The organism is Paraburkholderia guartelaensis, from assembly GCF_004353905.1.
GTDB lineage: Bacteria > Pseudomonadota > Gammaproteobacteria > Burkholderiales > Burkholderiaceae > Paraburkholderia > Paraburkholderia guartelaensis.
In genome coordinates this window covers 62,492-89,407 of the sequence record NZ_SMOD01000016.1, presented here as the reverse complement: position 1 = coordinate 89,407, position 26,916 = coordinate 62,492, and the positions used below count along the sequence as shown (strand labels likewise).

22 protein-coding genes are annotated in these 26,916 nt (G+C 64.1%); 13 read left to right on the top strand and 9 right to left on the bottom strand.

The genetic code is table 11. The annotated features are described in order from the left end of the window. Positions 1–19 precede the first annotated feature (19 nt). A complete protein-coding gene (gene mmsB / locus E1N52_RS21675) occupies positions 20–910 on the top strand; it encodes a 3-hydroxyisobutyrate dehydrogenase (protein ID WP_133184774.1) in 891 nt (296 codons plus the stop codon). Between the two features lie 63 nt (positions 911–973). Here the strand turns inward: mmsB and E1N52_RS21670 are convergent, their stop codons facing one another. Next, positions 974–2,029 carry a phytoene/squalene synthase family protein gene (locus E1N52_RS21670; protein WP_133184773.1) on the bottom strand — a complete coding sequence of 352 codons (1,056 nt, stop codon included), beginning with the start codon at positions 2,027–2,029 and terminating at the stop codon, positions 974–976. 71 nt (positions 2,030–2,100) lie between these two features. Between E1N52_RS21670 and E1N52_RS21665 the strand changes: the two genes are divergently transcribed. The 3 genes from E1N52_RS21665 to bamA all read left to right on the top strand — a co-directional run bounded on the left by E1N52_RS21665 (position 2,101) and on the right by bamA (position 5,935). Next, positions 2,101–2,844 (top strand): hypothetical protein, encoded by a 744-nt coding sequence (locus E1N52_RS21665; RefSeq protein WP_133184772.1) that lies wholly within the window; start codon positions 2,101–2,103, stop codon positions 2,842–2,844. A gap of 238 nt (positions 2,845–3,082) precedes the next feature. After that, complete coding sequence (locus E1N52_RS21660; protein WP_110384777.1) at positions 3,083–3,481, top strand: hypothetical protein; 399 nt, start codon at positions 3,083–3,085, stop codon at positions 3,479–3,481. A 138-nt stretch (positions 3,482–3,619) separates the two neighbouring features. Next, positions 3,620–5,935, top strand: a complete 2,316-nt coding sequence (gene bamA, locus E1N52_RS21655) for an outer membrane protein assembly factor BamA (RefSeq protein ID WP_133184771.1) — start codon at positions 3,620–3,622, stop codon at positions 5,933–5,935. Between the two features lie 620 nt (positions 5,936–6,555). Here bamA and E1N52_RS21650 read toward each other — a convergent pair. After that, entirely contained in the window at positions 6,556–7,506 is a 951-nt protein-coding gene (locus E1N52_RS21650; protein ID WP_133184770.1) for a LysR substrate-binding domain-containing protein, read from the bottom strand. Positions 7,507–7,628: 122 nt separating this feature from the next. On the opposite strand from E1N52_RS21650, the gene E1N52_RS21645 reads away from it, so the two are divergent. The 6 genes from E1N52_RS21645 (at position 7,629) to E1N52_RS21620 (ending at position 17,330) form a co-directional block, all read left to right on the top strand. After that, a complete protein-coding gene (locus E1N52_RS21645) occupies positions 7,629–8,804 on the top strand; it encodes a M20 aminoacylase family protein (RefSeq protein WP_133184769.1) in 1,176 nt (391 codons plus the stop codon). Between the two features lie 63 nt (positions 8,805–8,867). Further along, the gene (locus tag E1N52_RS21640) at positions 8,868–10,193 is read left to right on the top strand and encodes an MFS transporter (protein ID WP_133184768.1); all 1,326 of its coding nucleotides are present in this window, start codon (positions 8,868–8,870) and stop codon (positions 10,191–10,193) included. A gap of 271 nt (positions 10,194–10,464) precedes the next feature. Next, on the top strand, positions 10,465–10,689 hold the full coding sequence (locus tag E1N52_RS21635; RefSeq protein WP_133184767.1) for a sugar ABC transporter permease: 225 nt from the start codon (positions 10,465–10,467) through the stop codon (positions 10,687–10,689). Positions 10,690–11,096: 407 nt separating this feature from the next. Then, positions 11,097–12,707 carry an efflux RND transporter periplasmic adaptor subunit gene (locus tag E1N52_RS21630; RefSeq protein ID WP_133184766.1) on the top strand — a complete coding sequence of 537 codons (1,611 nt, stop codon included), beginning with the start codon at positions 11,097–11,099 and terminating at the stop codon, positions 12,705–12,707. Positions 12,708–12,710: 3 nt separating this feature from the next. After that, positions 12,711–15,875 (top strand): efflux RND transporter permease subunit, encoded by a 3,165-nt coding sequence (locus tag E1N52_RS21625; RefSeq protein ID WP_133184765.1) that lies wholly within the window; start codon positions 12,711–12,713, stop codon positions 15,873–15,875. 3 nt (positions 15,876–15,878) lie between these two features. Then, positions 15,879–17,330, top strand: a complete 1,452-nt coding sequence (locus E1N52_RS21620) for an efflux transporter outer membrane subunit (RefSeq protein WP_133184764.1) — start codon at positions 15,879–15,881, stop codon at positions 17,328–17,330. Between the two features lie 67 nt (positions 17,331–17,397). On the opposite strand, the gene E1N52_RS21615 is transcribed toward E1N52_RS21620, so the two are convergent. The 4 genes from E1N52_RS21615 to E1N52_RS21600 all read right to left on the bottom strand — a co-directional run bounded on the left by E1N52_RS21615 (position 17,398) and on the right by E1N52_RS21600 (position 20,583). Further along, a complete protein-coding gene (locus tag E1N52_RS21615; protein ID WP_133184763.1) occupies positions 17,398–17,622 on the bottom strand; it encodes a hypothetical protein in 225 nt (74 codons plus the stop codon). 157 nt (positions 17,623–17,779) lie between these two features. After that, positions 17,780–18,145 (bottom strand): hypothetical protein, encoded by a 366-nt coding sequence (locus tag E1N52_RS21610; protein ID WP_028205078.1) that lies wholly within the window; start codon positions 18,143–18,145, stop codon positions 17,780–17,782. 277 nt (positions 18,146–18,422) lie between these two features. Further along, positions 18,423–19,001 (bottom strand): ankyrin repeat domain-containing protein, encoded by a 579-nt coding sequence (locus E1N52_RS21605; protein WP_133184762.1) that lies wholly within the window; start codon positions 18,999–19,001, stop codon positions 18,423–18,425. A gap of 190 nt (positions 19,002–19,191) precedes the next feature. After that, positions 19,192–20,583 carry a short-chain fatty acid transporter gene (locus tag E1N52_RS21600; RefSeq protein WP_133184761.1) on the bottom strand — a complete coding sequence of 464 codons (1,392 nt, stop codon included), beginning with the start codon at positions 20,581–20,583 and terminating at the stop codon, positions 19,192–19,194. Positions 20,584–21,079: 496 nt separating this feature from the next. Here E1N52_RS21600 and E1N52_RS21595 point away from each other — a divergent pair, with 496 nt between their 5' ends. Next, on the top strand, positions 21,080–21,736 hold the full coding sequence (locus E1N52_RS21595) for a peroxiredoxin (RefSeq protein ID WP_133184760.1): 657 nt from the start codon (positions 21,080–21,082) through the stop codon (positions 21,734–21,736). A 120-nt stretch (positions 21,737–21,856) separates the two neighbouring features. On the opposite strand, the gene E1N52_RS21590 is transcribed toward E1N52_RS21595, so the two are convergent. The 3 genes from E1N52_RS21590 to E1N52_RS21580 are packed head-to-tail and all read right to left on the bottom strand — an operon-like array spanning position 21,857 to position 24,589. Continuing rightward, positions 21,857–22,720, bottom strand: coding sequence for an ABC transporter permease (locus tag E1N52_RS21590; RefSeq protein ID WP_133184759.1), 864 nt, complete (start codon positions 22,718–22,720; stop codon positions 21,857–21,859). 17 nt (positions 22,721–22,737) lie between these two features. Then, complete coding sequence (locus tag E1N52_RS21585; RefSeq protein WP_069269299.1) at positions 22,738–23,532, bottom strand: ABC transporter ATP-binding protein; 795 nt, start codon at positions 23,530–23,532, stop codon at positions 22,738–22,740. 37 nt (positions 23,533–23,569) lie between these two features. Further along, a complete protein-coding gene (locus E1N52_RS21580; protein ID WP_133184758.1) occupies positions 23,570–24,589 on the bottom strand; it encodes an ABC transporter substrate-binding protein in 1,020 nt (339 codons plus the stop codon). Between the two features lie 197 nt (positions 24,590–24,786). Between E1N52_RS21580 and E1N52_RS21575 the strand changes: the two genes are divergently transcribed. Together E1N52_RS21575 and E1N52_RS21570 are read left to right on the top strand one after the other, a co-directional pair. Beyond that, positions 24,787–25,464: a response regulator gene (locus tag E1N52_RS21575; protein WP_028205085.1), complete on the top strand. Its 678-nt coding sequence runs from the start codon at positions 24,787–24,789 to the stop codon at positions 25,462–25,464. Between the two features lie 18 nt (positions 25,465–25,482). Continuing rightward, positions 25,483–26,892 (top strand): sensor histidine kinase, encoded by a 1,410-nt coding sequence (locus tag E1N52_RS21570; RefSeq protein WP_133184757.1) that lies wholly within the window; start codon positions 25,483–25,485, stop codon positions 26,890–26,892. The last annotated feature ends 24 nt before the right edge of the window (positions 26,893–26,916 follow it).

The window sequence follows — 26,916 nt, the reverse complement described above, 5'->3', positions numbered from 1 at the left end:
CAATAAGGGAGAAAGGCTCATGAAAATCGGATTTGTCGGGCTGGGCCATATGGGCGCGCCGATGGCGCTCAACCTGCTCAAGGCCGGACATACGGTGACGGTGTTCGACTTGAGCGCGAGCGCGATGCAAACGCTCGCCGAGGCCGGCGCGCAGAAGGCCGCATCGGCGAAGGCGGCGGCAAGCGGTGCGGAATGGGTCATCACGATGCTGCCCGCTGCGGCGCACGTGCGCAGCGTGCTCACTGCGGAAGACGGCGTGCTGGCGGGCATCGCGAAGGGCGTGACGATCATCGATTCGAGCACGATCGATCCCGCGAGCGTCAAGGAGTTCGCAAAGCTGGCCGAGGCGCAGGGCAACGCGTTCGTCGATGCGCCGGTGTCGGGCGGTACGGGTGGCGCGGCGGCAGGCACGCTCACCTTCATGGTGGGCGGCAGCGCCGCGCACTACGAGAGCGTGAAGCCGGTGCTTTCCGGCATGGGCAAGAACATCGTCCATTGCGGCGAGACCGGCACGGGGCAGGTGGCGAAGATCTGCAACAACCTCGTGCTGGGCATCACGATGGCCGGCGTGGCCGAAGCGATGGCGCTGGGCGAGGCGCTCGGCATCGATCCGAAAGTGCTGGGCGGCATCATGAACACGTCCACGGGGCGCTGCTGGAGTTCGGATACGTACAACCCGTATCCGGGCGTGATCGAGACGGCGCCTTCGTCACGCGGCTACACGGGCGGCTTCGGCACGGACCTCATGCTCAAGGATCTGGGTCTTGCCACCGACGCTGCAAAAAGCGCGCATCAGCCCGCATACATGGGAGCGCTTGCGCAGCAGCTCTATCAGGCCATGAGCAGCCACGGCGACGGCAAGCTCGACTTCTCGGCGATCATCAAGCTCTATCGCGCTGAGAAAGGTTGAGGCGAGCCGTTTCGAGTTGCGAAAAGCGCGCTGCGAAGCGCGCTTTTTTTTCGCCTGTATTTTTTAGCCCTTGATACGGGCCTCGACGCGCGCGAAGAGCCGCTTGAACCAGGCGCCGAGCAGCGCATTCGAAGGCGCGAGCGCGGTGGAGCAGGCAAGAATGCGATAGACATCGTTGCGCGTGACTTTCGAGGTCTTCGCGGGATTGAGCCAGTCGTCGTTGTCGACAAGGCGTTCGAGCGTTTCGAGGCCGATGAGTATGGGCCACAGGCAGGCGAGCCGCAGGCGCACCGAAAGGCGCGGCAGCGCGAACGTATAGTCGATGGCCGCGCGGAAATGATCGAGCGCGATGCGCACGAGTTCGAGCATGATCGGCCGTGCGCGCGCCGAGGCGCCTGGCTGCATCAGGTCCTGCGCGGTGAGCCCCGCCTGGGCCAGCATCGAAGCGGGCAGATAGCAGCGGCCAATGCGCAGGTCCTTGCCGCAGTCCCGCAGCACGTTCACCATCTGCAAGGCCTTGCCGAAGCGGATGCCGCGCGTGTACATGGTTTGTTCCAGCGAGGGTGCGAGCGTGCCGGGCAAGTGCATGTAGGTCATCTTCGTCCAGAACTCGCCCACGCAGCCCGCCACGAGATACGTGTAGCGATCGAGTTCGTCCCACGTGTTGAGCGCGGCCACCTGGCCCGAGCGCTCGTCGGGGAACGTGCGCAGATCGAACTCCATGCCTTCGGTGAGCGTCGTGACGATCTCGCGCACGGCCTTGCGGTCGGCATCGTCGAGTTGCGCGAGCACGTCGAGCGCGCCGCCCAGCGATTCGAGCAGCAGCTTCTCGTCCGATTGCGTTTGCTGGCCCGCGACCTCGCCCGCGAGATCGGCGAGCAGGGTGTCATCGTGCGTCGCGCCGTTCACGCGCTCGCGCAGCGCGAGCAGCAGGGCGAGCCGCCGCTCGGGCGGGATCAGCGCGGTGTCGGCAATGGTGTCGGCGGCGCGCGCGAGCAGATAGGCTTCGCCCACGGGATCGCGCATGCCGGCGGGCAGCACGCGCATCGTGAGGTAGAAAGAACGGGAAACGCCTTTGAGCAACGGGCCCAACAGGAAGGCCCGGGTAGTATTCTGCATGTCGGATAGGGGCAGCGGGGGACGGATCGGACGCAGCCGCATTGTATCGTGGACAAAGGAGACAAGGCCCGTTGAGACCCGAACGCGCGTTTTACGACCTCCAGGTGCGCTTCGCGCACACGGCGGCGCGCCTGGCGGACATTCCGCTCGCGGCGGCGTTGCTCGACTGCACGAATCTTTATGTGCGCTTCGGCGCGGGGCGCAATTTCGATCGCACGCACCCGCTCTGGGCCGCCTATGTCGATGGTCTCGATGAGCACGCAAGCGTTGCGCAGCAGTGCGAGTGGACGTGGCGTTACTTGCAGGACTGCCCAACGCATCAGTCGGCGCCTGCGGTCGCCGTTACGGTTGGCTGCTTCTCTTACGCGCAGGAACCGCACGGCGGGGTCCGCCTGCATTTCAATGCCCGAACCGATAACGGCATGTCGCCGCTCGATTTCCGGCAGCTTGCCGCGCGGCAAGACGAGTTGCGGACGTTGATCGACCAACTGCGCGCGCAATTGCGCGCAAGCGGTCATGCGTCGAGCGACGTGCTCGTCCACGGCACTTCATGGCTCTACAACGTGCCCGCCTATCGGCGGCTCTTTCCCACCGCCTACATTGCGAGCGCCCGGCCTGTTGCCCGCCTGCGTGCGCTTTCGCTTTGGGGTCAATTTCTCGACCGCAACGGCTGCGTGCGCAACGACGCAGCCGCGATGCTGCTCGCGCGCATCGAACGCGCCAGTGACTTTGCCGATCTCTTGTCTTGCTTTCCCTTACAGGCACTCGCGGTACAGGCGAGCGTCGAGGTGTTTGCCGATAGAAAGCGAACGTAACCGGTACGGTTACCAAAAATTTTTCAAGGTAACCGCGACAGCGTGCTAGGGAGAGGAGTTTGAAAGCCGCTGCATGCACGCAGGGCGTTGGCGCAGCGCGGAAATGGGTGCGTGCGAAACAACCGACCCGGGCGCCCACGCAATATTGATGAAAGTAATCCCTGTAATTCAGGGGTAACGCGCACACCGCGCCGAGCGCACTAGACTCCGCCGATGCTTTTGTAACGGAGCGCCGCTCATGCCCTCGTCCCCGGCTCTTGCCATTCATTCCCTGCGCGATTTCGAGCTGACCGCGGACGGCCAGTACCTGATGGTGAACGGCAATCAGCCGGACAGTGTCGCGCTGCATTGCTCGGTGATGCATGAACTGCTCGCCGCGCTTTCCAACGCGATTGGCCGCTCCGAGCGCATCCGCCACAAGACCGCGAGCGTGAAGTTCACCATGCCTTGCGAGGCCTGGGAGATCGGCCGCGAGTCGGGCGACGTGCAGCATCTCGTGGTGAGTTTTCGTCTGCCCGGCGGCGCCGAACTGTCGTTCCGTCTGCAGCCTGCGCAAGCCGTGCACATGACCGAGGTGCTCTCGCTCGCAACGGGGCTCGCGAAGATGCGCCTCCCTGGCCGCGCAAGCATGCAATAGGCGTGGCGCGCCGGCCTCGCCTGGCGCACCCGTTGTACACCCCGCATCCGTGGATGCCGGCCGCGCGCGTCTCGCGCCGGTAGTGGCGCATTCGGCACTCTCACGGCTCCTTCGTTGGCTTCACATTCGACCTCCCGCATGACGGCATCAACTACCACGGCGCGCTATGCACGCGCACTGACTCTCGCCGGCTTCGGCATCGGCGTGACCGCTGCGGCGCACGCCACCGAGCCCTTCGTGGTCCAGGACATCCGTATCGACGGGCTGACGCGCATCGAGCCGGGCACTGTGTTCGCCTATCTGCCGATCAAGCAGGGCGAGACCTTCACCGACGACAAGGCCTCCGACGCCATTCGCGCGCTCTACGCGACGAGCCTCTTCAGCGACGTGCGCATCTCCACGCAAGGCCGCACGGTGGTCGTGCAGGTCCAGGAGCGGCCCGCCATCGGCACGATCGATTTCGCGGGCATCAAGGAGTTCGATAAGGATAACTTGACGAAGGCGCTCAAGTCGGTCGGGCTCTCGCCGGGCCAGAGCTATGACAAGGCGCTCGTCGACAAGGCGGAGCAGGAACTCAAGCGCCAGTACCTCACGCGCGGCTACTACGCGGCTGAGGTCACGACCACGGTCACGCCGATCGACCGCAACCGCGTCGGCCTGCTGTTCTCCGTGGTCGAAGGGCCGAGCGCGAAGATCCGCCAGATCAACTTCATCGGCAACAACACGTTCAGCGACGGCACGCTGCTCGATGAGATGCAACTCTCCACGCCGAACTGGTTCTCCTGGTACACGAAGAACGACCTGTACTCGAAGGAAAAGCTCACGGGCGACCTCGATAACGTGCGCTCGTACTATCTCGACCGCGGCTACCTGGAGTTCAATATCGATTCGACGCAGGTTTCGCTGTCGCCCGACAAGAAGGACATGTATCTGACGATCGGGATTCACGAGGGCGAGCCGTATACGATCTCGAGCGTCAAGATGGCCGGCAATCTGCTCGACCGCGAGGCCGAGTTGAGGAAACTCGTGGGCGTCAAGCCGGGTCAGCGCTTTTCGGCGCAGAAGCTCAAGGACACGACCAAGGCGATCGTCGACAAGCTCGGCGAATACGGCTACGCATTTGCGACCGTGAACGCGCTGCCGGAAATCGACCAGAAGAACCACACGGTTGCGCTCACGCTGCAGGTCGACCCGAGCCGCCGCGTGTACGTGCGCCGCGTGAACGTCACCGGCAATACCCGCACGCGCGACGAAGTCGTGCGCCGCGAAATGCGGCAACTCGAAAGCTCGTGGTTCGATTCGAACCGACTCGCGCTTTCGAAGGACCGCATCAACCGCCTTGGCTACTTCACCGACGTGGAAGTGACCACGGTGCCGGTGGAAGGCACGCCGGACGAAGTGGACGTGAACGTGAATGTGACCGAGAAGCCGACCGGCACGCTTTCGCTGGGCCTCGGCTATGGATCGGGCGAAGGGCCGATCATCTCGGCGGGTATTTCGCAGGACAACGTGTTCGGCTCCGGCAACAGCCTCTCGCTGAACGTGAATACGGCCACGACGTACCGCACGCTTTCGGTTACGCAGGTCGATCCGTATTTCACGGTGGACGGCATCAAACGCATTACCGACGTCTACTACCGCACGACCGAGCCGCTTTACTACTCGAGCACGAACGACACGAGCTTTCGCATCATTTCGTATGGCGCGGACATGAAGTTCGGCATTCCGTTCTCCGAGACCGATATGGTGTATTTCGGCCTCGGCATCGAGCAGGACCGCCTCGACGTCGATGCCAACACGCCGCAGACCTACAAGGACTACGTCAACGATTTCGGCCGCGTATCGAACACGGTGCCGCTCACCGTGGGCTGGTCGCGCGACAACCGCGACAGCGCGTTGGTGCCGAGCCGCGGCTACTATGCGCAGGCCAACGCCGAATACGGCACGCCGGCGGGCACACAGTACTACAAGGGCGATGCGCAAATGCAGTATTACTACTCATTCGCGCGCGGCTTCGTGCTTGGGTTGAACTTCCAGGGTGGCTACGGCAATGGTTTGGGTGGCAAGCCGTATCCGATCTTCAAGAACTACTACGCGGGCGGTATCGGGTCGGTGCGCGGCTATGAGTCGGGCTCGCTCGGGCCGCGCGACACCACGACGAACGATCCGATCGGTGGTTCGAAGATGGTGGTGGGTAACATCGAGCTGACGTTCCCGCTGCCCGGCACGGGTTATGACCGTACGCTGCGTGTATTCACTTTCGTGGATGGCGGTAATGTGTGGGGCACGGAAGGGAGTAGCACTGGGGCGAATGGCTTGCGGTATAGCTATGGCGCGGGGCTTGAGTGGATCTCGCCGATTGGGCCGCTTAAGCTTGATTTGGGTTTTCCGATTGTCAGGCATGCGGGGGATCAGTATCAGAAGTTCCAGTTTCAGATTGGTACCTCGTTCTGATTTTTTGTGTTTTTGGCCTTTCCTTGTTTTCGCGTCGGTATGCATGCGTTGCCCCTGTGCGGGGCGGCACCTACTTTTCTTTGCCGCTGCAAAGAAAAGTAGGCAAAAGAAAGCCGCTCACACCGCTAGCGCCTGCCACAGTTCACATCTCGCCGTAAATGGTGAATGGCTCCGGGGCGTCTGTCACCCCGCACCTTCAAAGGTAGTGACAAGGCGCTCATCCTTCCGGCGGCGCTGCGCGCGCCGAAGGGCATAACCAAACCCCGTTGGGGCGCGTGCATTATCGCGAAGCCTGAAATGCCTTTTGGTTTCCCTTGCAAACCCAACCGCAGCGCGCGTAGCGAGCAGCGGGATGAATGACTGCCTTGTCACTAACTTTGGTGGTGCGAGGTGACAGACGCTCCGGAGCCATTCACCATTTACGTCGAGATGTGAACCGTGGCAGGCATTAGCGGTGTGAGCGGCTTTCTTTGCCTACTTTCTTTGCCGTGCGCCCCGAAGGAAGTCCCCTTGGGGGACAAAGAAAGTAGGTGCCGCCCCGCACAGGGGCAACGCATGCACACCGACGCGAAAACAAGGAAAGGCCAAAAAACCCAGAACAAAGACAAAAAAGCGGCCAATCAAATCAGCAACTCAAGCGAGTGATAAAGCCGCCTACGCTCAGGATTAGCAGAAGCCTCACCAGCATGAATCGCCTGCTTGAGGCATTCCAGAAAGCACTCAGCCGCAGCGGAAAGCGGCACACCACGCCGGGCAACCACGCTCACTACCGTCCGATCCACTTCCTCCTGCAGCGCGAGCGCACGCAAGTTATCACGCGCAAACCGCGTTTCCACCAACGGCCACGGAAAAATACTCACCATATCCGTGTTCATGATAAGCCCCATCGCCACCACGAACGAGTGCGCCAAATGCACGTTGTTCGGCATCGGCAGACCGTGACGCAGGAAGACATCGTCAGCGATCATCTCCTTGCTGGCAGGGTCCCAGTTCAGCAACCATTCGCAATCCTGAAGTTCTTTCAGCGATTGCGCATGAGCGAGCGGATGGTCCTTGCGCACGACCACAGCCGACTCCGTGGCGAAGATCGGCGTCTGCGTGAATTCCGCATGCAGCGAAGCGGGCCCGGGCTTCCCTAGCGAGAAGTCGAGCGAGCCGTCGCGCAGCCGCGGCATCACGATATTGAGCAGGCCTTCGTAGAACTCCAGCTGCATGCCGGGCATGCGTTCGCGAAACAGCGTGACAGCGTCGGGCAAAAAGGAGAGGGCGAGCCACGGCGTCACCCCGATCGCGAGCTTGCCGCCGCCGCGCCCGCGCCGCGCATCGAGTTCGTCCTGGGCGCGCGACATCTGATGCACGACGAGCCTCGCATGAACGAGCAGCGCCTGTCCCGCCTCCGTGAAGGCGATGCCGTTCGCGTTGCGCGTCACGAGTGCGATTTGTTGCTCGGCTTCGAGCTCGCGCACCGCTTTCGTTGCCGCCGCCGGCGAGATGCCGAGCGCACGCGCGGCCGCGCGAATGCTGCCGGTATCGGCCATGGCGACGAGCGCGCGGAACTGGTGGAACTTCATAAGGGATAACCCGAGTGCGCACTTCTGGTTGGCGGGCCAACTATTTTAGGGCTGTCGGCCAAAAAGAGACGTCATTATTCTCAAGCGAATTCACACTCATGCACGCCCTGGAGGGAATTCGTATGAACACGATGGCTATCCCGGCCGCAATCGCCGCGATCGAAGAGGAGATGATCGCGCTGCGCCACGAGATCCACGCGCATCCCGAACTGGGCTTCGAAGAATTCGTCACGAGCGACCTCGTCGCGCAGCGCCTCACCGAGTGGGGCTACGAGGTGCACCGCGGGCTGGGCGGCACGGGTGTCGTGGGCACGCTCAAGGTGGGCAATGGAAAGCAACGCCTCGGCCTGCGCGCCGACATGGACGCGCTCCCCATCCACGAAAACACCGGCCTCGAATACGCGAGCCGCATTCCGGGCAAGATGCACGCATGCGGCCACGACGGCCACACGGCCATGCTGCTCGCGGCGGCCAAGCATCTCTCGCAGTCGCGCAACTTCAGCGGCACGCTGCACCTCATTTTCCAGCCCGCCGAAGAAGGCCTCGGCGGCGCGAAGCGCATGCTCGACGAAGGCTTGTTCGAGCACTTTCCTTGCGACGCCGTATTCGCCATGCACAACATGCCCGGTTTCCCGACCGGCAAGCTCGGCTTTCGCGCGGGACCGTTCATGGCTTCGTCGGACACGGTCATCATCGACATCGACGGGCGCGGCGGTCATGGCGCGGTGCCGCATAAGGCGATCGACCCGGTGGTGGTGTGCGCCAACGTCGTCCTCGCGCTGCAGACCATCGTGTCGCGCAACGTGCCGCCGCTCGATATGGCGATCGTCACCGTGGGCGCGATCCATTCGGGCGACGCGCCCAACGTGATTCCTCAAACCGCCCAGATGCGCCTCTCGGTGCGCGCGCTGCGCCCCGAAGTGCGCGACTTGCTGCAGGAGCGCATCACGGCGCTCGTGCATGCGCAGGCGAGCGCGTATGGCGCGACGGCGCGCATCGACTACCAGCGCCGCTACCCGGTGCTCGTGAACGACGCGGCGATGACCGCGTTCGCGCAGGACGTGGCGCGCGACTGGCTCGGCGAAGAAGGGCTCATTCACGACATGGCGCCGCTCACCGGCAGCGAGGACTTCTCGTTCCTGCTCGAGCGCTGCGCGGGCAGCTACCTCATCATCGGCAACGGCGACGGGGAGGGCGGCTGCATGGTGCACAACCCCGGCTACGACTTCAACGACGATTGCCTCGCCACCGGCGCGGCATACTGGGTGCAGCTCGCCGAACGCTTTCTGCGCGGCTGAAGCCCGCAGTCAGCGGGCAAACGCACCACGCTACGAGACACGAGACACACGAGGAGACACCCGATGAACGCCACGTCGATTCAGGCGCCGGCCGCTGCCGCTCAGCCTTCCACGCGCCGCTCGCGCGCGAAGGCCATCTTCGCGATCACGCTCGGCAACGGGCTCGAGTTCTTCGACTTCACGGTCTACAGCTTCTTTGCCTCGATCATCGGTTCGCTCTACTTTCCGGTGCATGGCTCGCTGAATCAGTTGATGCTCGCCGTGGGCAGCTTCGGCGTGGGTTTCGTCGTGCGTCCGATCGGCGGCATCGTGATCGGCGCGTTTGCGGACCGCGTGGGCCGCAAGGCCGCCATGACGCTCACGCTCTGGCTCATGGCGCTCGGCTCGGCGCTTATCGCGTTTGCACCCACCTATGCGCAGATCGGGCTCGCGGCGCCCGCGCTGATCCTGCTCGCGCGTCTCGTGCAAGGCTTCGCGGTGGGCGGTGAAGTGGGCGCCTCGACATCGCTTCTGCTCGAATATGCCGACGACCGTTCGCGCGGCTTTTACGGCAGTTGGCAGTTCGTGAGCCAGGGCCTGAACACGGTGTGCGGCGCGCTCATCGGCGTGGCGCTCTCCACCATGCTCTCGCAGGCCGCGCTCGAAAGCTGGGGCTGGCGTGTGCCGTTCGTGATCGGCATGCTGGTCGTGCCGGTGGGCGTGTACATTCGCCGCCATCTCGACGAAACGCTCGTGAACGCCGTCGAAGTCGAAGACGCCGAACCCGTGGCCGACGTGGCGCGGCCGCTGCGCGAGATTTTCGGGCGTCATCGCACGGCGCTCGTGGCCGGCGTCGTCACGACCATCGGCGGCACGGCGGCGAACTATATCGTGCTGTTCTACATGTCGACCTATGCGATCAAGATTCTCGGCCTGCCGATGTCGGTCGGCATGAGCGCGGCCCTCGTCGCGGCGCTCGTCACGGCAGTCTGCTCGCCGTTCGCAGGCTCGCTTTCCGACCGCCTGGGCCGCAAGTGGGTGATGGGTGTCTCGCGCGTGCTGCTGATCGCAGTGATCTATCCGGCCTTCATGATCATTCATGCCGTGCCGAGCGTCGCAACCGTGCTCGCGGTCGTGGCCGTGCTCGGTGCGATCGTCGCGTTCACGGCCGTCCCCAACATTGTGATGCTGCCCGAACTCTTTCCTCAGTCGATTCGCGTGACGGGCATGTCCGTGGTGTATTGCGTGGGCGTGTCGATCTTCGGCGGCTTCGCGCAGTTCTTCGCGACCTGGCTCATCAAGCTGCTCGACAACCCGCTCGCTCCGGCCTGGTATCTGATCGGCTGCGGGGCCGTCTCGCTGCTCGCGCTGCCGCTCATTCGCGAGCCGGCGGGCCGTCCTCTCGATTGAGGCACGTCTTCGGCCGCTACGCATTTTTAGCGGCCGTGCCGTGTTTATTTACCAGACGTTTACGCGGCGCTGCCTAGAATCGGATCGTGTTCAACTCAAGCGCGCAGCCTCAAACGGCGGCGTGCGCACAACACGTATGTCGTCTATCGCTTCGCAAGGCCCGATTTCCCGAGGTTCCCACTCTACCGCCGCGCCGCGGCCCATCCTCTCCCTGCGCAACTCGCGCAAGCCCCTTCAGCCGGCAACCCAACGCACAACGGTGCAACTGGTCGTGCGCGTACCCACGAGCGAAGCGCAACTCGCTCGCTGCACGCTGCATGGTCTGGTTGGCGGCGCGCTCGGCGTGCATACAATCGATATCGATCGGCGCAGCGATCTCGCTTGTCTGCACGTCGAACTCGATCGCCGCCGCGTGGCCGAGGCCATGGCGCTGCTCATGCGCACGCTTTCATGTGCGGAATTCGGCTCGGTGCGCCGGCTCGATCGCGCCGCCTGATTCGCAACGCGTGACGCAGCCGCCGCTTTGACGGTTGCGTCACGCCTGAATGTTCTCCCTCCCGCAGTTCACGCGACGCATGTTTCGTGCGTCCGCAATCTTCGCCTCCCGCTTTCTCCTTCCCTCCATACGCAAGCGTTCAGCATATTCGCAAGAACGTTAGCGAACGATTGGCGCACCTTCATTTCGGATTTCGAAACGAATTCGATCACTGTTACTCCGTGACTGCCGGTCCTGTCATCGCGTGCAACTTTTTGGCCACTCTGATTCTGCGTTGTCACGAAAGACAGTAGTATTTGCGCGAGCACCAAAATCAGTTTGGCGATCGATTCGACTTGATCGCCCGCGCGCGCCTGATTTGGGGTTCGTCGGTCCAGCGCAGATCGTCGATAACAACGGAGAACAGCATGACTCACGGATTTCGGGTGGCCAGCCTTTGCCTGTCGCTGGGATTGCTGGTGAGCGTGGTTGCATGTCATGACAACAAACCTGCTGCTGAAACACGACCTGCCGCAAACGTCGACGTGATCAATGTCGCATTGCGCGACGTACCGGTGGTATTCGAATACGTTGGACAGACAGAAAGCTCGCAGCAGGTCGAAATTCGCGCGCGCGTGAACGGCTTCCTCGAAAAGCGCGTGTATACCGAAGGCTCGCTGGTCCATGCGGGCGACGTGATGTTCGTCATGGACCGCAAACCGTTCGAGGCCGCGCTCGATGCTGCGCAGGCCGAGCTTGCGCAGCAGAAGGCGCGGCTCGTCACCGCGCAGGCCAATCTCAACCGCGTGCGTCCGCTCGCCGCGAAGAACGCGTTGAGCCAGAAGGATCTCGACGATTCGATCGGCCAGGAGCAGGCGGCCGCCGCTGCGGTCGAAGGTGCGCGGGCGAATGTCATCAGCGCCACGCTCAATCTCGGCTATACGACGATCGTCGCGCCCGTTACCGGCCTTTCGAGCTTCGCGAAGAAGCAGAACGGTTCGTATATCGATGCGACCAACAGCCTGCTCACCTACGTGGCGAAGCTCGATCCCATGTGGATCAACTTCTCGCTCTCCGAGAATGAGATGCTCGATCTGCGCACGCAAACGCAGAACGGCACGCTCAAGCTGCCGCCCGTCGGCAAGCTCGAGGCGGTGATCGTACTCGCCGACGGCAGCATCTATCCGGAACGCGGCCACATCGCGTTTACAGATGCCTCGCTCAGCTCGGAAACCGGCACCTACCTGATACGCGCCGCCATGCCGAACCCCACGGGGTCGCTGCGGCCCGGTCAGTTCGTGCGTATCAAGCTGCTGGGCGCGCTGCGGACTTCCGCGGTGGCCGTGCCGCAGGCGGCGGTGCAGCAGGGGCCGCGCGGCGCGTATGTGTGGACCGTCGACAAGGACGGCAAGGCGCAGCAGCGCGTGGTGGAAACGGGTGAGTGGAACGGCAACGACTGGGTGATCAAGTCGGGTCTGCATCCGGGCGATCATGTCGTCATCGACAATACGCTGCGGCTCATGCCCGGTGCGCCGGTGAAGGCGAATCTCGTGGCCACGCCGCCTGCGGCCGTCAATATCGGCGGGCCTGACGGCGGTGTAGGCGGCGCGGCTGCGGCTTCCGGCCCGGCGGCTGCGAACGCTAACGCACAGGCCAACGCGGGTACGCCGGCCGCTCAACCATCCCCTGCCTCCGGCGCTGCCGATGTGCTGGGCGAACACACCGCGCTTTACTTCGCGTCGGGGAGTTCGAGCCTCGACGCCCAGTCGGCCGACGCGCTCGCGGGCGTGGCACGACGGCTCGTTGCCGAGCCGGGCATGCGCGTGGTGATTTCCGGCTACACCGATTCGAGCGGCTCGCAAGCCGAGAATGAGCGTCTCGCGGCCGCCCGTGCGGCCACGGTGCGCTCGGCGCTGGTCGTGGCCGGCGTGAAGACCGAGCGCATCGAGATGCGCAAACCGGCGCAGATCGTCGCCAACGATCCGCCCGACAAATCCCGCCGCGTGGACGTCACGTTCTCGCCCGCTGCGGGAGGCTGAACGATGAAGTTCTCCCACTTCTTTATTGACCGGCCAATTTTTGCGTCGGTCCTCTCGATCGTGCTCGTCGTCGCGGGTCTGGTGTCGATGTTCAACCTGCCGATCGCGCAGTTTCCGGACATCGCGCCGCCGACCATCACGGTGAGCGCCACATATCCGGGCGCGAGCGCCGATATCGTCGCGCAGAACGTGGCCGCGCCGATCGAACAGCAGGTGAACGGCGCGGACAACATGATGTACATGAACTCGTCGAGTTCCTCGACGGGCAACATGACGCTCACGGTGTATTTCAACATCGGCACCGATCCGTCGCTCGCCCAGGTGGACGTGCAAAACCGCGTGAACCTCGCGCTGCCTTTCTTGCCCGACTCGGTGACGGCCCAGGGCGTGTCGGTGCAGAAGCGCTCGTCGGCGTTCATGATGGTGATCGCAATCTATTCGCCCGACAACGCCTACGATGCGGCCTATGTGGCGAACTACGCCAACGTCTACGTGCTCGACGCGCTCAAGCGCATTCCGGGTGCGAACCAGGCGTCGATCTTCGGTTCTGCTGACTATGCGATGCGCGTGTGGCTCAAGCCCGACCGCATGGCGAAGCTCGGCATTACCGTGGCCGACGTGCAGAACGCGATTGCGCAGCAGAACCAGCAGTTCTCCGCGGGGCGGCTTGGCCAGGCGCCGACCAACAAACCCGTGAACCAGACGTTCCCGGTGACGACGAAGGGCCGCCTCACGGAGCCTGCCGATTTCGACAATATCATCCTGCGCGCGGCGTCGGGCGATGCGGCGATCGTGCGCCTCAAGGACATCGGTCACGCGGACCTGGGCGCCAAGGACTATTCGCTGCGAGGCCGCTACAACGGCAAGACGGCCACACTGCTTGCCGTGTATCAGCAGCCGGGCGCGAATGCACTGCAGGTGGCCAAGCAGGTGCGTCAGACACTCGAGCAGTTGAACAAGAGCTTTCCGCCCGGTCTCAAGTATGAAGTCGCGCTCGATACGACCGAGTTCGTGCACGAGTCGATCAACGAGGTGGTCCATACGCTGCGCGATGCGGTGATTCTCGTGATCATCGTGGTGTACATCTTCCTGCAAAGCTTCCGGGCGACGCTCGTGCCGCTGCTCGCGGTGCCCGTGTCGATCATCGGCGCGTTCATCGGCATGGAGGCGTTCGGCTTCTCGATCAACATGCTTACGTTGTTCGGCATGGTGCTGGCCATCGGTATCGTGGTGGACGACGCGATCGTGGTGATCGAAAACGTCGAGCGCAACATGACCGAGTTCAAGCTACCACCCAAGGAAGCGGCCAAACGCGCGATGGACGAAGTGAGCGGACCGGTGGTGGCGATCGTGCTGGTGCTGCTCGCGGTGTTCATACCGGTGGCGTTTCTCTCGGGTATCACGGGGCAGCTCTACAAGCAGTTCGCGGTGACAATCGCGGTCTCGGTGGTGCTTTCGGGTATCGTCGCGCTCACGCTTTCGCCCGCGCTCGCGGCCATCCTGCTCAAGCCAGGCGAGCACAAGAAAAACCGCTTTTTCCGCTGGTTCAACGAGAAGTTCGACAGCCTGACCGAGGGCTATGGCAGCTGGGTGCAGACCGCGATACGCCGCGTGATCCTCTCCATCGGTCTGATCGTCGTGATGCTGATCGCAACCGTCGGCCTCTTCAAACATATTCCATCGTCGTTCCTGCCCGTGGAGGATCAGGGCTATCTGTTCGGCGCCGTCGTGATGCCCGACGCGGCGAGTCTGGACCGCACCGGCGACCTGTCGAAGAAAGCGGAGGACTGGTTCGCGAAACAGCCTGCCGTGAGTTCGGTGGCGGCGCCGATCGGCTACAGCCTGATCGACTCGCAGTACAAGTCGAACGCGGGCACGCTGTTCGTGACGCTCAAGGGCTTCAAGGATCGCGGCGAAAATGGCACGGCGGAGGACTTGATCCGCGACGCCACCAAGGCGTTCTCCACGTTCAAGGACGGCGTGGTCGTGCCGCTCAATCCACCGTCGATTCCAGGCCTCGGCACAACGGGCGGCTTTGAGTTCTGGCTGCAGAGCACCGGCGACGGCAGCTATCAGCAGCTCGAAGAAAAGGTGCGCCAGGTGATTGCGAAGGCGCGCCAGAACCCGGCGCTGCGCGGCGTGAATTCGACCATCAACACGAACTCGCGGCAGTTGCTCGTGGAAGTGGACCGCGAGCGGGCGGAAACGCTCGGCGTTCCGGTTCAGGACATCTATTCTGCACTCCAGACGATGTTCGGTTCCTTGTACGTGAGCCAGTTCCCGAAGGGCAGTCGTCTCTTCCAGGTGATCATTCAGGCCGAGCCGCAATACCGCTTGAGCCCGGACGATATCCAGCAGCTCTATGTGCGCAACCGCAACAACGACATGGTGCCGATCAAGGCCGTGACGACTTCGCGTTTCGTGCCTGGACCTGATATCGTCAACCGCTTCAACAACTTCCCGGCGGCGAAGATTACCGGCGACGCCGCACCGGGCCACAGCTCGGGCGAGGCAATCGCGGCAATGGAGCAAATCGCCAACGAAGTGCTGGGCGAGGGCTACAGCTACGAGTGGAGCGGGCAGGCGTACGAAGAAAAGAAGGCCGGCTCGACGGCGGCGCTCGTGTTCGGCTTCGCACTGCTGATGGTGTTCCTCATTCTCGCGGCGCAGTACGAGAAGTGGTCGCTGCCGGTTGGCGTGCTGCTGGCCGTGCCGTTCGCGATTTTCGGGGCGCTGGTGGGCATCTTGTTGCGCGGCATGGAAAACGACGTGTACTTCCAGATCGGCTTGACCGTGCTGATCGCGCTCGCGGCGAAGAACGCCATTCTGATCTTCGAGTTCGCCGTCGAAATGCGCGAGAAGGAGAACATGTCGCCGTACGAGGCCGCGCTGCACGCCGCAAAGCTGCGTCTGCGGCCGATCATCATGACCTCGCTCGCGTTCATCCTGGGCTGCGTGCCGCTCGCCATTGCCAGCGGCGCATCGGCTGCGAGCCGGCGCTCGCTCGGCACCGGCGTGATCGCGGGCATGCTCGGCGCCACGGTGATCGCGCTCTTCTTCATTCCGATGTTCTTCTGGGGACTGGAAACGCTCTCGTCGCGCAAGAAAGCGGACCCCACGCCGCATGCCGGCACGCCCCCGGTAGCGCCGCCTTCGCAGGAGGGCTGAGCGATGAAGACACGTCTGAATCTGACGAATCGCGCGCTGCGTCCGCTCGGGCTGGTCGTCGCGACGGTCTGTCTTGGCGCCTGCGCGGTCGGGCCGGACTATCACCGCCCGGCGGTCGAGACGCCGTCGACGTTTCGCTACGCCTCGCCGCAGGCGGAAGCCGTCGACACCTCGCTCGACTGGTGGACGCAGTTCAACGACCCGGTGCTCAACGACCTGGTCACGAAGGCGCTCGCGCAGAACAAGGATCTCCTGATTGCGGCGGCGCGCGTCGAGGAGTTCTACGGTCGTTACGTCGTGACGCGCGCGGGCCTTTTCCCGCAGGTGTCGGCGAACTTCGGTGCGTCGCGCAGCCGTGGCGTGTCGGCGCCGGGCTTCCCGCCCGTGGTCGGCAACCAGGTGGAGCTGAACGGCGCGGTGTCCTGGGAACTCGATTTGTTCGGCCACTTGCGCAGGCTGACTGAAGCCGCGCGCGCCGATTATATGAGCACGCAGTCCGCGCAGCAGGCCACGCGCATTTCCATCATCGCGAACGTGGCCACGTCGTATCTGCAGCTGCGCGACTTCGACAATCAGCTCGTCATCGCGCAGGACACGCTCGAAAGCCGCAAGGGTGCGCTCGATCTCTTCAATGAGCGCTATGCGGGTGGCGTCGTTTCGAGGCTGCAGGTGAGCCAGGCGCAGTCGGAGTACCAATCGGCGCAGACATCCGTGTATTCGATCCAGCAGCAGATCGCGACGCAGGAAGACGCCATTTCGCTGCTGCTGGGCCAGAATCCTGGGCCGATTCCGCGTGGCAAGTCGATCACCGAACTCACCGCGCCCGCCATTCCCGCGGGCCTGCCGTCGACGCTGCTGGAGCGCCGGCCCGATATTCTGCAGGCCGAACAAACGCTCATTTCGGCGAATGCGTCGATCGGCGCGGCGCGCGCGCTGTATTTCCCGCAGATTTCGCTCACGGGACTGTTCGGCGCGGCGAGCACGGCGCTCTCGGGGCTCTGGACCGGCCCCGCGCGCGTATGGTCGTTCGCGGGCGCGGTTACGCAGCCAATTTTCGAAGGGGGCGCGATCGCGGGTGGCGTGCATCAGGCCGAAGCCGTGCAGCAGGAAGCGCTCTTCACCTATCAGCAGGCGATCCAGCAGGCGTTCGCCGATGTCGAGAATGCGCTCGTGGGCGTGGCGCGCACGCGCGATCAGCTGGATTCGACGACGCGCCAGGTGGCTGCGCTCACGGAATACACGTCAGTTGCGCGCGACCTGTACGAAGGCGGCTACACGAGCTATCTGGAAGTGCTCGATGCCGAGCGAAGTCTCTTCAACGCGCAATTGCAGCAGTCGTCGCTGCAGGACCAGGAACTCTCGCAGATCGTGAACCTGTACAAGGCGCTCGGTTATGGCTGGACGCCGGCAGCGCCGCCGCCGGCGGCAGACAGCGCGAAGCCGTCGCAGTCTTGAGCCGCGACGGCTGCGCTTCGAGGCGGGGTGGCGAGGGGCGAACCTGGCGCGGGCGCGCCGGTTCGTTTCATGGAGATTCCGACATCAGCCAGCGCAGCGATTGCGGAGCGGGCTTGGTGGCTTTTGCGGTTTGCTGGGCTTTGGGCGCCGGCTTCGCGACTTTTTGTAACTGGATGGGCCGGGCGGCGTTGACGGCGGTCGCATGGCTGCCGGTTTGCGCGAGCACAGCGGGGCTCGCCGACGCCAACGCGAAGAGCGCGGCGGCGAACATCGGGGCGAGGGGGCGAGTCATCTAGGTTCTCCCGCGTGGGTGAGCGGCCGGCAAAGGGGAAAGGGCCGGCGCAGCAAGCGGAAGTATGTTCTGAGGATAACCACCACGCGTCCATCATTTGATGGAGAAACGCGTGGCCTCTGTGGGGAACCCCGCTTATGGGGTTCCGGCTTCGTGCTTAATCGGCGGGGCGGCGGTCGGCGAGCGCTCGTTCGCAGTCCTTGAGCACTTGCAGGACGAGCTTGGCCTGATAGTTCAGGTCGTCGGTGTCGAGAATTTCCTCGACGGCGTCGCGCGCCCAGACCGCGTCCACGAACCATGCGTGCTGCTGCGCGATGTCCTGCGCCATGGCGGCGAGGCGTGCGATCGCGAGCCAGTCGGCTTCGCGCGCGTGACGGTCGAGCCACTTGTGCGCCGCCTGGACGTGAAAGGCCGCGTTGGGCCAGGATTCGTTGAGATAGTAGGCCCCGAGGCTCCCGCAGGTGAGCCAGCAGAGCAGCTCCACGCGATCGCGCGGACTCAGATGGTGGCGTACATCACTCATGGCGACGCTCGCGAAAGTAACAGAGTTCGATTGACGGGTGCGTGCAGACTTCGAATCCGATGACAAAACGATATCACGGCTCGTGGAAAATCGCCTGCCCCGCACTGGCGCTGCACGCACGGGTGTTACATGGATAGCGTCGCCTGGCGGCGCGTTGTATGCAAACCAGGAGTGACACCAGGAAGGCGCGTACAGTTATGCGCTCTGCAGCGTTTCGCGTGCCTGCTTCCTGCCGCCGCCTTTGGGGCGCTCGATTAGGCCCCTTGAACGACGCGAGTTACGCGTCCTTGCCGCCGCCGCTTTTTCCGGCGAGCTGGGCGGCCGTGTCCACCGCGCCCATCGCGTTCGCCACGTCGAGGGCGGTGTTGCCCGCGGTGTCGTGCGCCGCCGGGTTCGCGCCGCGCGCGAGCAGCAGGTCGACGATGTCGGAGCGGTTGAACATGGCGGCGATCATCAGCGCCGTGCGGCCGTCTGGCGAGGCGCCTTCCACGTCGGCGCCGTTCTCCAGCAGGGTGCTGACCACGTCGGCGTAGCCCTTGAAGGCTGCGCCCGCGATCGGCGTTTGGCCGTTGTCGTTGCGCAGGTTGGGATCGGCGCCGTGCTGCACGAGCGTGCGCACGGCGGCGGCGTGGCCGTGATAGCTCGCGAGCATCACGAGGCTGTCGCCTTTTTCGTTGCGCAGGTTCGGCGGCAGGCCCTGTTCGATGAGCGTGGCGAGCGTGTTGGCTTCGCCGCGGCGCGCAGTGTCGAACACCTGGCGCGCGAACTCGACGAAACGCGGATCGAGCTCGCCGCCGTCTTCGCCGGAGCCGGACGAAGACGATGAGGGCGGGGAAGGCGGCGCGCTGGCGGTCATGAGAGTCTCCTGGTGCGGATCGCGTATCGATTCGGGGCGGCGGGCCGCCATCGAGGCTTGCCCATTGTCGCCGATCTTCGCGAGCCGCGCGGCCAGGGCGGCGAGGCAGCGCCGAATGAAAAAGGCGCTGCCCGAACCGCTAAAAAGCGGCCGGCGCAGCGCCTTCCTTCGTGGCGGAACCGCTAGACGCTCAGGGCACGAGCCAGAGCGCGACGGCGTAGATCACGAGCGACACGGCGAACGTCACGGCGGTATAGCCCATCACGCGCTGGATGCGGATGCCCGCGATCGCGACGATCGGCACCGCCCAGAACGGCTGCAGCATGTTCGAGACGTTCTCCGCCATCGCCACGCCCATGGCAGTGCGCGGCACGGAGGCGTGCAGGCTCAGCGCGGCGGGCAGCACGAACGGCCCTTGCACGGCCCAGTGGCCGCCCGCGCTCGGTACGAGCAGTGTGATGATGAGCGAGCTCAGATAGCTCCAGAGCGGCAGCGAAAGCGGCGTGGCGATCGTGACGAAGGCCTTGGCGATCATCGAGGCGAGGCCCGTGCCCTTCATCACGCCCATGATGCCGCCGTACACGGGGTACTGAAGCAGCATGGAGCCGGTCTGGCGCGCGGCGCGACGAATGGCGTTCGCGTAGGCGATCGGCGTGCGTTGAAGCGCGAGGCCGATCAGCAGGAAGATCAGGATCGTCGTGTTGATGTCGAGATCGAAACCCTTTTCGCTCCATTCCATCGCAAGATAGCCTGCGCCGAGCACGATCAGCAGCAGCGTGCCGAGCATCGACTGCTCGAGGCGCGACGCGAACGAAGGCGTGCCGTTGCCGACGCGCGCATGCGGGTCGTCGCTGGCGCCGGCGTCGTTCGCTTCGGCTTCGGCCGCCTGGCTGAACGGCGCCACGTGCTCGGGCTTCGGATGCATGCGGATGAAGATGAACGTCATCACGACCACCACGAGCACGGTGGGGATGAAGACGAACGGCGCGAATACGGTCTGGCTGAGCGGAATCACGTGGCCGGTCGCCTTTTCCACGAGATTGAGCGCGTTGCCAGGCGAGGCCTGCGAAAGAGCGATCGAGCTGGAGAGCCCGCTGTTGCAGATCGACCATGCCGAATAGCTGCCCGCCACGAGCCATGCGAAATCCACGTTCACGCGCTTTGCGATCTCGCGCGAAAGCAGCGCACCCACGATCAGGCCCAGGCCCCAGTTCAGCCACGCAGCGACGGCGACCACCGGAAACACCAGCAGCGCGGCGCGCGCCGGCGTTTGCGCCTTGGCGGCGAGCGCGCGCAGCACGCGCTGGATCACGGGCGCTTCTGCAATGGCGTAGCCCGTGGCGAGGATCAGGATCATCTGCAGCGCGAAGCCGAGAATGCCGAACGTGCCTTCGTACCAGGAGCTGAGCAGCGTGGGGATATTGCCGTGCGGCGCGATGGCGAGCGCGAGCACAGCGACGAAGAAGGTGAGGCAGATGGACAGAACGAAGGGGTCGGGCATGACCCGCTCGAAAACATACACGAGGGCGGCGACGACACCCTGGCGGGAGTCGCGCGTTTCAGTCTGGAGGTCTCTTTTCATGCTCTTTGCGCTATAGCGTGTAGCTACTGGCTGGCCGGAGCGGACAAGAGGCGTTGCTTGCAGGCGGTCCCGGCACCGTGCGGCTGGCGAGCCAGGCGAGTGGTGGGCGGGGAGGCAGGTGCGGCTCCTCCATCAGCGAGAGGCGATGCCGCCCCGGCGCAGCGGGTTCATATCACGCCTTGCACGCACGCATTTGCACGGCAAGACGGCCAGCCCGTTATTGTTGTTCTCGTGTTCGCAATTCGAACACGGTTTCGATTATCGAACGACGCATTATTCGCTTCATGCCAAGTGGATGTCAAGGCTGGGATAGCGTGCCGATGCAGGTTTTTAGCGTGCAATGATGGTTAAATGTATGGTACTTGTAATGAGAATGAAATATGCAAGAAATTTCATAAGCGTCACGCGGACTACCTAAAATGCAGAAGCGGGAGCCACTTTCGCGCGCGCACAGACCCCTCACGAGCTGTAAATCACCGCATTCAGGAGACTGAAGATGACGATTCGTCTAGGAGAAGAAGCACCGGATTTCACCGCGGAGACCACCGAAGGCACGATCCATTTTCACGAATGGATTGGCGATCACTGGGCCATCCTTTTCTCGCATCCGAAAGACTTCACGCCCGTCTGCACGACGGAACTCGGCTATATGGCGAAGCTCAAGCCGGAGTTCGACAAGCGCAATACGAAGATCATCGGTTTGAGCATCGACCCGGTGACCGACCATGCGAAGTGGGCCAAGGACATCGAGGAAACGCAGGGCAGCGCCGTCAACTATCCGATGATTGGCGACCCGGACCTGCACGTCGCGAAGCTCTACGACATGATTCACCCGAACGCGAGCGGCGCCAGCCCGCGCACGGCGGCCGACAACGCCACGATACGCGCGGTGTTCCTGATCGGACCGGACAAGAAGGTGAAGGCGACATTCGTCTACCCGATGAGCTCGGGCCGCAATTTCGACGAAGTACTGCGCCTGCTCGATTCGCTGCAGCTCACGGCGAAGCACACGGTGGCGACGCCGGTGAACTGGAAGCCGGGCGACGACGTCATCATCCCGACTTCGGTTTCCGACGATGCGGCGAAGCAGAAGTATCCGCAGGGCTTCAAGACACTCAAGCCGTATCTGCGTACGGTCGAGCAGCCGAAGTAACGGCTCGCGCAGCATAGCGCAAGCGCAAAAAAAAACGCGGCGCACTGGCAGTGCGCCGCGGATCACGGACCAGGCAAGCTCTCGCGTCTTACGCGGTCCGGACAGGGGAAGCTGACTGAATCAGTTCGAAGGCGTGGGCCGCCACTTGAGCAAACGATGCTCGAGCGCGGTAAGCACATAGTCGGCGGCCAGCGCGACCACGGCGAGGACGATCATGGCGGCGAACACGCCGCTCGCGTTGAACGCGCCCTGTGCCGTCGAGATCAGCAAACCGATGCCTTGCTTCGAACCCAGGAATTCACCCACCACGGCGCCGACCAGCGCGAAGCCGAAGCTCACATGCAGGCTCGCGAGAATCCACGAAAGCGCTGAGGGAATCACGACCGAGGTCGTCACCTGGCGGCGCGATGCGCCGAGGATCTGGGCATTGGCGATCATGTAGCGGTCCGCCTCGCGCACGCCCTGGAATGCATTGGCGAACACGACGAAGAACACCATCACCACGGCGAGCGCCACTTTCGACGCCATGCCGAGCCCCAGCGCGATCACGAACACCGAGCCGAGCACCACGCGCGGAATCGAGTTGGCAATCTTGATGTAGAGGCTGAACACGTCGGAGAGCAGCTTGTTGCGGCCAAGCACGATGCCGCAGAACACGCCGGCCACCGAGCCGATGATGAAGCCGAGGCCCGTTTCTTCCAGCGTGACCCAGACCTGCGTGAGCAGCGGCCCCTGCGATGTGCCGTTCACGAACCAGTCAATGATCTGATCAAAGATGGCCGTGGGCATCGAGAAGAAGAACGGGTCGATCCATTTGAGGCGCGCGGCGAGTTCCCAGCCGCCGAGCACGACGACGAGCACGAGAATACGCAGCGAAATGACGAGCAGATTGCGCTGACGAATGCGCTTTTGCGCGGCGCGCTCGACGGCGTCGAGCGAGGCGGTATCGAGGCCTTGCGGCAGGGTTTGTTGCGGGGTGGACATAGTGAACGGCTCCGGTGTTAGGCGATCTGCACTTCTTCGCGCAGGTCGTGCCAGATCTGGCGCGACAGTTCGACGAAGTGCGGCGCGTAGCGGATTTCGGATGTCACGCGCGGGCGCGGCAGATCGATCTCGTAGACCTTCTTGAGCGTGGCCGGGCGCGCGGTGAGCACGAACACGCGGTCGGCTAGCGCAATGGCTTCTTCGAGGTCGTGCGTGACGAATACCACCGAGCCCGTGCCGCCCCACAGCTGCAGCAGCTCGTCCTGCATGAGCGTGCGCGTTTGCATGTCGAGCGCCGAGAACGGCTCGTCCATCAGCAGGATTTCGGGCTTGTTGATGAACGTCTGCGCAAGCGCCACGCGCTTTCGCATGCCGCCCGACAGCTGATGCGGATAGTGCTTGCCGAAGTTGGCGAGGCCCACGCGGCGCAGCCATTCGTTGGCTTCGTCGTAGGCCGCCGATTTCGAGCGGCCGCGATAGAGCGGACCGGCCGCCACGTTGTCGAGCACCGAGCGCCACGGGAACACGGCGTCGGCCTGGAACACGAAGCCGATGCGCGGATCGATGCCGTTCACGGGCGCGCCCATCACGCGCACTTCGCCCGTGGTGGGTTTGAGCAGGCCCGTGATCATGCTGAGCGTGGTGGACTTGCCGCAGCCCGTGGGCCCGACGATCGCGACGAACTCGCCGCGCGCGACCGACATGCTGAAGTCGCGCAGGGCGACGGTCGCCTTGCCGTCCGGTGAAATGAAGCGGCACGAAACGTTGCGCAGCTCGATGGCCGGCGTGCCTTGGGAATGGGAGGAAGTCATTATTTCAGTGGGCTGAACGTGGGGCCGATTGCGTTGTTTACTTCGACGCCGTGGCGGTCGTAGCCGGCAGATAGTCGTTCGAGTAAGTCTTCGCGAGGTCGATGTGCTTGCCCTTCACCGAAGGGTTGAACGCCGAGAGCACCTTGAGCACCGTATCCGGGCCGTCGGCGGGCATGCGGCCATCCTTCGTGAACATCGGCAGCGAGGACTTCAGCGCGGCCACGTAGAGATCCTTGTTGTTGCCGTAGTAGTCCTTCGGCATCTTCGCGGCGATCTCGTCGGCGCTATGCGTGGCGATGAAGTTGAGCGTGCGCGAGAACGCGTGCGCGAGCTTCGTCGCTTCGTCCTTGTGCGACTGCGCCCAGGCGCGCTGCACGTAAAAGCTCGAAGCGGGGTAGGTGCCGCCGAGCGCCGCGCGCGTGCCTTCGAGCGTGCGCATGTCGACGAGCACCTTGGCGTCGCCGGTTTGCAGCAGACGCGAGACGGTAGGCTCCGTGGTCATGCCCGCGTCGATGCGGTTCTGCTTGATCGCGGCGATGAAGGTGTTGTCCGCGCCCACCGGCAGCAGCGTGTACTGGTTGGAGGGCACGCCCGAGCGCTGCGCGAGGTACTGCGTGAGGAAGCTCGTGGAGGAGCCGAGGCCCGTCACACCGAGCGTCTTGCCCTTCACGTCGGCCATGCTCTTGACCGTGCCTGCCGCCGCGTTCGACACCATTTCCACTTCGCCCGGCACCTGGCCGAAGACCACGAGCGTCTGCACTTCCTTGCCCTTGCTCTGCAGGTCGATGGTGTGATCGTAGAAGCCCACCACGCCTTGCACCGCACCCGCGAGCAGTTCGTTCTCCGCGTCCACGCCGGCCGGCTGCGACTGCAGTTCGACGTCGAGGCCTTCGTCCTTGAAGTAGCCGAGCTGTTCGGTCAGCTTGGCCGGGAGATAGATGATCTTGGTTGCGCCGCCAACCATGATCGTGATCTTTTCCGCGTGGGCAGCCGTGGAACCGGCGGCGAGGGCGAACGCGACACTCGATACGGCGGCGATCTGGCGCAAGGTAGGCATCGTGGAGTCTCCTGAAGGTGGTGCGCCGTGCATGCGGCGCTTTTTGGTGGATGGAGCCGATTATAAAAACCGTAAGCCTTCTGCCAGCCTTCGGGCGTCATGCAAAATCGTCCGTGTTAACCCGCAGGGCGGCGGCGCGCCGGCAACGGCACAATCGATTCCCCTGAAACGGCCTTCGCCTTTGCCCGTACCCGCCCATGAAGTTGCTGCTGATCGAAGACAATCCGACGCTTGCACACTGGCTCGTCAAGACGCTGGAGGAGCAGGCGTTCGCCTTCGACGCCGTGCAGGACGGCGAAGCCGCCGACCAGTTGCTGCAGTCCAATCACTACGATGTGGTGCTGCTGGACCTCAATTTGCCAAAGCTCTCGGGCAAGAACGTCCTGCGGCGGCTGCGCCAGCGTGGCGACGCGACGCCCGTGATGGTGCTCACGGCAAGCGGCTCGATCGACGAAAAGGTGGAGCTGCTCGGCGCCGGCGCCGACGACTATCTCGTCAAGCCCTTCGAGGTGCGCGAACTGGTGGCGCGCATCAAGGTGCTGATTCGCCGGCAAACGCCCGCGCGTGCGAACGAAATCGGCTGCGGGGACCTCGTGTTCGACCTCAACACGCGCCAGTTCACGCTGAAGGGCGCGCCGCTGAACGTCACGCCGCGCGAGCGCACGGTGCTCGAAACGCTGGCGCTGCGCCTCGGCCAGACCGTTTCGAAGGCCGCGCTCGTCGATGCGATCTTCACGCTCGCCGACGAACCCAGCGAGGACGCCATCGAAATCTACGTCTCGCGGCTGCGCAAGAAGCTCGAGGGCAGCTCGGCCGTGATCGTGACACTGCGCGGCCTGGGGTATTTGCTGCGCAGGAAGGATGAAACGCTATGAAGACTTGCGCGTGCCGTCATGACGGGTAGCCTGCGTGTTCGCCTGCTGTGGTGGATGCTCGTGCCGCTCGCGCTCTACGTGAGTTTTACGGCGACCTCCGAGTATCGCGCTACGCGCCAAACTGCCGATCTGGTGCAGGACGGCCGGCTGCTTTCATCCGCGCGCATGATCGCCGGTTCCGTGCAATGGGCCGACGGTGCGCTGCGCGCCGACGTACCACCCGCGGCGCTCGAGCTCTTCGCCTCGCCGCAGCAGGACCAGGTGTTCTACAACGTGCACGTGGAGGGCGGCTCGCTGCTCGCGGGCATGCCCGATTTTCCGCATGCGGCTTCGGCGCCCTCCGTCGATTCGCCCGTGGCGTACGACGCCGAGCTGCGCGGCCAGGCTGTGCGCGCCGTGAGCGTGGTGCGCTCCATGTACGACAATGGCCACATCTCGCGCGTGCGCATATCGGTCGGCAAGACCGAGCGCTCGCGCGACGCGATGGTGGAGGCGCTCTGGCGTCCCCAGCTTTATCGCCAGATCGGCATGGTCATGCTGGCCGTGGCGCTTGCCTGCATCGGTCTCACGTTCGAGCTGCGTCCGCTCATGAAGCTCAAGAACGACGTGGCGGACCGCGATCCTTCGCACCTCGAACCAATTCGTGCCGAAGGGCTGCATGTCGAACTGCGGCCCGTCGTTGACGCAATCAATCAATGCATTGCGCGCCTTTCGGCGCAGACGGCGGCGCAGCGACGCTTCATCGCCGATGCCGCGCACCAGCTGCGTACGCCGCTCACGCTGCTCGGCACGCAATTGCAATACGCGCGCCAGCAAAAAGCCGTCGATCCCGCGCTCGATGAAGTGCTGGCGGCCATGCATGTGAGCAACCGCTCGATGGTCGCGCTCACGAACCAGTTGCTGCTGCTCGCGCAGGCTGAGGCGCTCGACCCGGCGCAGTTGCCGGCCGCGCCCGTCGACATGGCGCGGCTCGCTCGCGAAGTGGTCGAGGCGCTCGCGCTGCTCGCGCAGACGCGGGGCATCGATCTCGGCGCGGAGCTGCCTCGCGAGGCGGGCGAGGCGGTGGTGCAGGGGCATCGCGAACTGTTGCGCGCGATGGTCAGCAATCTCGTGGATAACGCGCTGCGCTACACGCCGGCTGGCGGGCACGTCACGGTGTCGGTGCGGGCGAGCGGCGAGACGGTCGCGCTCGAAGTGCTCGACGACGGACGCGGCATTCCCGCGGAAGCGCGTGCGCGCGTTTTCGAGCCTTTCTTCCGCGCCGCGGCCGAGACGGAAGGCACCGGGCTCGGTCTTGCGATCGTGCGCGAGATCGCGCAGTCCCATCGCGGCGCGGTGAGTCTGAGTCCGGGCGCCGACGGGCGGGGCGTGCGCGCCTGCGTGGTGCTCGCGCGCTGGCAGCCCGCGCTCGTGGCGGAGCCAGCGTAGGAGCCACTTTAAGGGGCGGTACAA